The 6,745-nt window shown below is 75.4% G+C and carries 5 protein-coding genes and 1 pseudogene; 1 reads left to right on the top strand and 5 read right to left on the bottom strand.

What is annotated here, in order from left to right:
- From F1544_RS22710 to F1544_RS22690, 5 genes and pseudogenes are all read right to left on the bottom strand, one after another.
- Positions 1-327 (bottom strand): annotated as a pseudogene (locus F1544_RS22710) (DUF881 domain-containing protein); the annotation flags it as partial.
- A gap of 80 nt (positions 328-407) precedes the next feature.
- Positions 408-1,004, bottom strand: coding sequence for a cardiolipin synthase ClsA (gene clsA / locus F1544_RS22705; RefSeq protein ID WP_167588482.1), 597 nt, complete (start codon positions 1,002-1,004; stop codon positions 408-410).
- A 77-nt stretch (positions 1,005-1,081) separates the two neighbouring features.
- Positions 1,082-3,187 (bottom strand): xanthine dehydrogenase family protein molybdopterin-binding subunit, encoded by a 2,106-nt coding sequence (locus F1544_RS22700; protein ID WP_308470286.1) that lies wholly within the window; start codon positions 3,185-3,187, stop codon positions 1,082-1,084.
- The gene (locus F1544_RS22695) at positions 3,184-4,200 is read right to left on the bottom strand and encodes an FAD binding domain-containing protein (RefSeq protein WP_167588481.1); all 1,017 of its coding nucleotides are present in this window, start codon (positions 4,198-4,200) and stop codon (positions 3,184-3,186) included. Before F1544_RS22695 ends, F1544_RS22700 begins: the two co-directional genes overlap by 4 nt.
- Positions 4,197-4,736, bottom strand: a complete 540-nt coding sequence (locus F1544_RS22690) for a 2Fe-2S iron-sulfur cluster-binding protein (RefSeq protein ID WP_373368110.1) — start codon at positions 4,734-4,736, stop codon at positions 4,197-4,199. Before F1544_RS22690 ends, F1544_RS22695 begins: the two co-directional genes overlap by 4 nt.
- A 149-nt stretch (positions 4,737-4,885) precedes the next feature.
- Here F1544_RS22690 and F1544_RS22685 point away from each other — a divergent pair, with 149 nt between their 5' ends.
- Positions 4,886-6,688 (top strand): alpha-glucosidase, encoded by a 1,803-nt coding sequence (locus F1544_RS22685; RefSeq protein ID WP_167588479.1) that lies wholly within the window; start codon positions 4,886-4,888, stop codon positions 6,686-6,688.
- Positions 6,689-6,745 lie beyond the last annotated feature (57 nt).

Raw genomic sequence — 6,745 nt, 5'->3', positions numbered from 1 at the left:
GTCCGCGGCGGCGCCGGCCCCGCCGAGGCGGGCCTGCAGGGCGGCGTCCTCGGCGCGCAGCTGCGCGGCCTGCGCGGCCAGGGCGTCGGTCCGGGTGGTGCTGTCGGAGATGCGGGCCAGGAGCTCGCGGCGGCCGCGGTCGGCCTCGGGGGCGCCCGCGGCGGCCCGGACCCCGGCGACGGCGAGCAGCCCGCCGATGGCCACGGCGGCGACGACGCCGAGGACCCGGCCCGAGCGGCGGGGCACCTCACCGGCCGCGCGCCGGGCCGCGGCGGCCGCGTAGCCCGGGTCCAGCGGCCGGTCGAAGATCTCCGTCAGCAGCACCATGCTCGCGTCGCGCCGGGCCGGCCGCGGCCCGGGACCTGGCGTCAGCGGCGGCGACGACGGTGACGGTGACGGCGGGGTGCTCACGCGCCGCCCGCGGCCCGCTCGGAGCGCACGACGGTGACGACCTGGCGCAGGTAGAGCAGCCCCGCCCACCAGTACAGACCGGTGCCCCACAGGGCGAAGGCCCAGCCGATCGACGCGACGACCGTCTCGATCGAGGCGCTGACCTGGCTGAGCAGGATCAGCGGGAACGCGTACATCAGGCAGAAGGTCCCGGCCTTGCCGAGGAAGTGCACGGGCAGCACGCCGTGGCCGACGCGCGCCAGGAACGGCAGCGTCACCAGCATGGTCACGTCCCGGGCGACGAGGACCGCGACGAGCCACCACGGGACCAGGTCGCGGTAGGCCAGGCCCAGCAGGGTGGTGAGGATCGTCAGCCGGTCGGCGAAGGGGTCGAGCACCTGCCCGAGCCGCGTGACCTGACCCCAGCGCCGGGCCAGGTTGCCGTCGAGGTAGTCGGAGGCGCTGGACAGGACGAGGACGGCGAAGGCCCAGCCGTCGTGGCGGCCGACGAGCAGCACCACGAACACGGGGACCAGCACCAGCCGCAGCAGGCTGAGCCCGTTGGGGATCGTGAGCACCCGGTCGCTGACGACCTGCCCACCCGTCGCCGACACGGTCGTCCACTCCTCCCGGCCGCTGCGGCCGAGCCCGGAGCGGTCGGCCTGCCCGGGCCAGCGTAGGGGGCGCCCGCTCAGAGGAACTTGTCGGCGGTCACGGGCAGGTCGCGCACGCGGACCCCGGTGGCGTGGTGGGCGGCGTTGACGACGGCCGCGGCGGTGCCCACGATGCCGATCTCCCCGATGCCCCGCGTGCCCATGGGGTTGCGGTGCGCGTCGCGCTCGTCGAGCCAGTGCGCCTGCAGGTCGACGACGTCGGCGTTGGCGGTGATGTGGTACTCCGCCAGGTCGTGGTTGACGACGTGGCCGAAGCGCGGGTCGACGACCGACTGCTCGTGCAGGGCCATGGACATCCCCATGGTCATGGCGCCGAGGAACTGCGACCGGGCCGTGCGCGGGTTGACGATGCGCCCCACCGAGAAGACGCCCAGCAGCCGCGGGACGCGGACCTCGCCCGTGTCGGCGTGCACGCGGACCTCCGCGAACTGCGCCCCGAAGGAGTACTGCGCGACGTCGTCGGCGCCGGGGACGTCGAGCATCCCGGCGGTGGTGCTGGCGCCCGGCGCGGGGCGGGCGCCGTGCTGGACGCGGAAGGCGCCGGCGGCCCCGACGATCGCGGCGCCCCACGACGACGTCCCGCTGGAGCCGCCCGCGACGCTGGCGTTGGGCAGGTCGCTGTCGCCGATGCGCAGCCGGATCCGCTCCACGCCGACGCCGAGCGCGTCGGCCGCGATCTGGCTGAGCGCCGTCCAGGCGCCCGTGCCGATGTCGGCCGCACCGATGCCCACCTCGAGGCACCCGTCGTCGAGCGCGGTGATCCGGGCCTCGTTGCCGGGCATGGACATCGCCGGGTAGACCGAGCTCGCCACCCCCGTGCCGACCCACCAGCCGTCGACGAGGCGCTGCCGCGGGCGCGGGTCCCGGCCCGCCCAGCCGAAGCGCTCCGCGCCCTCGCGCAGGCACTCCACGAGGTGGCGCTGCCCCCACGGCTTGCCCGTCTCCGGGTCCACGGGCGGGTCGTTGCGCACGCGGAGCTCGACCGGGTCGAGGCCCGCCGCGACGGCGAGCTCGTCCATCGCCACCTCGAGGCCGAACATCCCCGGGCACTCCCCCGGGGCGCGCATCCAGGACGGGATCGGGACGTCGATCACCGCGAGGCGGTGCGTGGTGCGGATGTTCGGCGAGCCGTACATCAGCCGGCTCACCACGGCGGTCTGCTCCGCGAACTCCTTCACCGTCGCGGTCTGGGAGACCGCGTCGTGGGACACGGCGACCAGGTGCCCGTCCGCGTCCGCACCGAGGCGGACCCGCTGCACGGTCGGGGTCCGGTAGCCGGTGAAGGCGAACATCTGCTGGCGGGTCGCGGCGTACTTGACCCACCGGCCGGGCAGGGCGAGGGCGGCGAGGCAGACGACGACCTCGTGCGGGTGCGGGTTGCCCTTGGAGCCGAAGCCCCCGCCGACGTAGGGGCTGAGCACGCGGACCTGCTCGCCCGGCAGGCCGAGCACGGTCGCGAGGGTCCCCTTCACGGTGTGGACGCCCTGCGTCGAGTCGTGGACCGTCAGCGCGCCCCCGTGGGAGCGCGCCACGGTGGTGTGGGGTTCGAGCGGGTTGTTGTTCAGCCACGCGGTGGACAGCCGGACGTCCACCCACGTCGCCGCCCCGGCCAGGCCGGCCTCGACGTCGCCCTGCTCCGTGTCGGTCTCGAAGGACGGGTTCACGGCCGCCGGCTTGTAGAGGTCGGGCGAGTCGGGGTGGGTCGAGGTGGCGTCGAGGATCACCCGGTGCGGCTGCTCGTCGTAGGTCAGCCGGACCAGCGCCGCGGCCTGGCGGGCCGTCTCCGCGTCCTCGGCCACCACCGCCCCGACGACCTGGCCGCGGTAGGCGACGTCGGGTTCCTGCAGCACGGCGAACTCGAGGTCGTCCGTGCTGGCGACGCGGCGCGCGTTCTCGTGGGTGAGGACGAGCAGGACGCCGGGCAGGGCCTCCGCCTCGGCGGTGTCGACCGCCGTGATGCGGCCGCGGGCGATCGTGGACTGCACGACCTGCAGGAACACCGGGTCCTCGACGGGCTGCTCGTAGGCGTACGGCGCGGTGCCCGTGACCTTGAGGGCGCCGTCGAGGCGCTCGAGGTCCGCGCCGATCGCGGGGGACGAGGGCGGGTCCGCCTGCAGGGTCACCGGTCCTCCCCCGTCCCCGCGGCGCGGGCGGCCGCGGTGGTCAGGTCGCGCAGCACGGCGACCACGGCGCCGCGCAGCATGGGCACCTTGAAGGCGTTGCCCGGCTGGGGTTCCGCCGCGGCGAGCTCCGCGTCGGCCGCAGCGCGGAACGTCTCCTCGGTCGCGGGCTGACCGCGCAGGAGCTCCTCGGCGGCCAGCGCCCGCCAGGGCCGGTGCGCGACGCCGCCGAACGCCAGCCGCACGTCGGCCACCCGCCCGTCGGTGACCTCCAGGACGGCCGCGACGGAGACCAGCGCGAACGCGTACGAGGCCCGGTCGCGCACCTTGCGGTACGCGGAGTTCCGGGCGGCCGGGTAGGCGGGGACCTCGACGTGGGTGATGAGGTCGCCGTGCTCCAGCACGGTGTCGCGCTCGGGGGAGTCCCCCGGCAGCCGGTGCAGCTCCGCGAACGGGATCCGCTTCTCGCCGCCGGGTCCGAGCACGACGACGACGGGGTCGAGGACCGCCATCCCCACGGCCATGTCGGAGGGGTGCGTGGCGATGCAGTGCGAGGACGCGCCGAGGACGGCGTGGTAGCGGGTGTAGCCGCCGATCGCCGAGCAGCCCGACCCCGGTTCCCGCTTGGCGCACGGCGTCGTCACGTCGCGGAAGTACACGCAGCGCGTGCGCTGCAGCAGGTTCCCGGCCGTCGTGGCCATGTTCCGCAGCTGTCCCGTGGCGCCGGCCAGCAGGGCCTGGGAGAGCACGGGGTAGTCGTGGCGCACGCGCCGGTCGGCGGCCAGGGCGGAGTTGCGCACGGTCGCCCCCACGCGCAGGCCACCGCCCTCGACGTCCTCCACGGCGTCGAGCGGCAGCCGGCTGACGTCGACGAGGAGCCCGGGCCGCTCGACGTCGAGCTTGAGGTGGTCGACGAGGTTCGTGCCCGCGCCGAGGAACCCGGCCTCCGGGTCGGCCGCCACGGTCGCCACGGCGCCGGCCGCGTCGTCGGCCCGGACGTACGCGAACGGCCTCACCGGGCACCGCCCGCGGCCGGGTCGGAGGCAGCTGAGGCGGCGGCGTCCGAGGCGCACCGCAGCACGGCCTCGGTGATGCCGACGTAGGCGCCGCAGCGGCAGAGGTTCCCGCTCATCCGCTCGCTCACCTCGGCCGCGTCGAGCACGACGTCGGCGTCGAGGTCGGCGGTGACGTGGCTCGGGTGACCGGCGGCGGCCTCCGCGAGGACCCCGATCGCGGAGCACACCTGACCGGGGGTGCAGTACCCGCACTGCAGGCCGTCGGCGTCGAGGAACGCCTGCTGCACGGGGTGCAGGTGGCCGTCGGTGGGCAGCCCCGCGGCCGTCGTGACCTCCGAACCGTCGACGGCGACGGCGAGGCTCAGGCAGGCGAGCGACCGGGAACCGTCGAGCAGGACCGTGCAGGCCCCGCACTGCCCGTGGTCGCAGCCCTTCTTGGGGCTCATCACGCCGAGGCCGTCGCGCAGCGCGTCGAGCAGGGAGGTGCGGGTGTCCGCCTCGAGCGTCCGGTCGCGCCCGTCCACCCGCAGCCGCACCGTCTGGCGGTGGGGGCCTCCCGGGGGGCGCGTCCAGGCGGCCTCGCGGGTCGTGGTGTCCTCCACCGGGTCCTCCTCGTGACGACTGGGGGAAGCCTCCCGCCCCGGCCTGCCCCGCGCACCTCGGCGGCGGGTGCGAGGCTGGCCCGGTGACCGATCCCCAGCCCCCCGCGGCGCCGGCTCCCGCCGCCCCGTGGTGGACCTCCGCCGTCGTCTACCAGGTGTACCCGCGCTCCTTCGCCGACTCCGACGGCGACGGCCTGGGCGACCTCGGCGGCGTCCTGCAGCACGTGGACCACCTCGCGGCCCTGGGCGTCGACGTCGTCTGGCTGTCCCCCGTCTACCCCTCCCCGCAGGACGACAACGGCTACGACATCTCCGACTACCGCGGGATCGACCCGGCGTTCGGCACGCTGGAGCAGTTCGACGAGCTCCTCGCCGCCCTGCACGCGCGGGGCGTCAAGCTGGTCATGGACCTCGTCGTCAACCACACCTCCGACGAGCACCCGTGGTTCGCCGAGTCCCGCGCGGGCGCGGACAGCGCCAAGCGCGACTGGTACTGGTGGCGCGGCCCGCGCGCGGGGTCCGCGGCCGGGGAACCGGGGGCGGAACCGACGAACTGGGAGAGCTTCTTCTCGGGCCCGGCGTGGGAGCTCGACGAGGCGAGCGGGGAGTACTACCTGCACCTGTTCTCCCGCAAGCAGCCGGACCTGAACTGGGAGAACCCGGAGGTCCGGGAGGCGGTCTACGCGATGATGAACTGGTGGCTCGACCGGGGCGTCGACGGGTTCCGGATGGACGTCGTCAACCTCGTCAGCAAGGCCGTCGGTGCGGACGGGCACCTGCCCGACGGCCCCCTCCTGCCGGCCTCCGGGCTCGGCGACGGGTCGGCGGCCTACGTGAGCGGCCCCCGCATCCACGAGTTCCTGCACGAGATGCACACCGAGGTGTTCGCGGGCCGCGACGCGGACCTGCTGACCGTCGGGGAGATGCCGGGCGTCACCGTCGAGGACGCCCGCCTGTTCACCGACCCCGCCCGCGCCGAGGTCGACATGGTGTTCCAGTTCGAGCACGTCGGCCTCGACCAGGGGCCCGGCGGGAAGTTCGACGTCCGCCCGCTGCGCCTGAGCGACCTCAAGGCGTCGTTCGGGCGCTGGCAGGCGGGCCTCGCGGCGACCGGCTGGAACAGCCTCTACTGGAACAACCACGACCAGCCGCGCGTGGTGTCCCGCTTCGGCGACGACTCCCCCGCGCACCGCGTGCGCTCGGCGACCTGCCTGGCCACGCTGCTGCACCTGCACCGCGGGACGCCGTACGTGTACCAGGGCGAGGAGCTGGGGATGACGAACGCGCCCCTGGCCGCGATCGAGGACTTCCGCGACATCGAGTCGGTGAACCACTTCCGCGCCGCCGTGGCCGCGGGCGCCGACCCGCAGCAGGTCCTCGGAGGGCTGCGGGCCATGGGCCGGGACAACGCCCGCACGCCCGTGCAGTGGGACGCCTCCCCGCACGCGGGGTTCACGACGGGGACGCCGTGGATCCCCGTGAACCCGAACCACACCGAGGTCAACGCCGAGGCCGCCCGGGCCGACGAGCACTCGGTGTTCCACCACTACCGGTGCCTGATCGAGCTGCGGCACACCGACCCCGTCGTGGCTCTCGGAGAGTTCACCCTGCTGCTGCCCGAGGACGAGCAGGTCTACGCCTTTCGCCGGCACCTGCCCGCCTCCGCCGACCTGCTGGTGCTCTGCAACGTCGGCGGCCGCCCGGTCGACGTGGCGGCGCTGCTGGCGGCCGATCCCGCCGCGGCGGGCGCGGGGTTCGACGCCGCGTTCCTCACCACGGCCGAGCTGGTCCTCGGCAACGTCCCCGGCCCGGTGGCCGATCCCGCGCTGCTGCAGCCCTGGGAGGCGAGGGTGCTGCGACGGGCGGAGTCGGCCGCGGGCGCCTGAGCGCGCGGCGCAGGGCCGCCGGCGTGCGGAGCGCGGTGCGGGCCGCCGCGGTGGCCC

This window comes from Kineococcus rubinsiae (genome assembly GCF_011839805.1).
GTDB lineage: Bacteria > Actinomycetota > Actinomycetes > Actinomycetales > Kineococcaceae > Kineococcus > Kineococcus rubinsiae.
The sequence above is the reverse complement of the archived record's forward strand: the minus strand, read 5'-3'. Positions and strand labels throughout refer to the sequence as shown.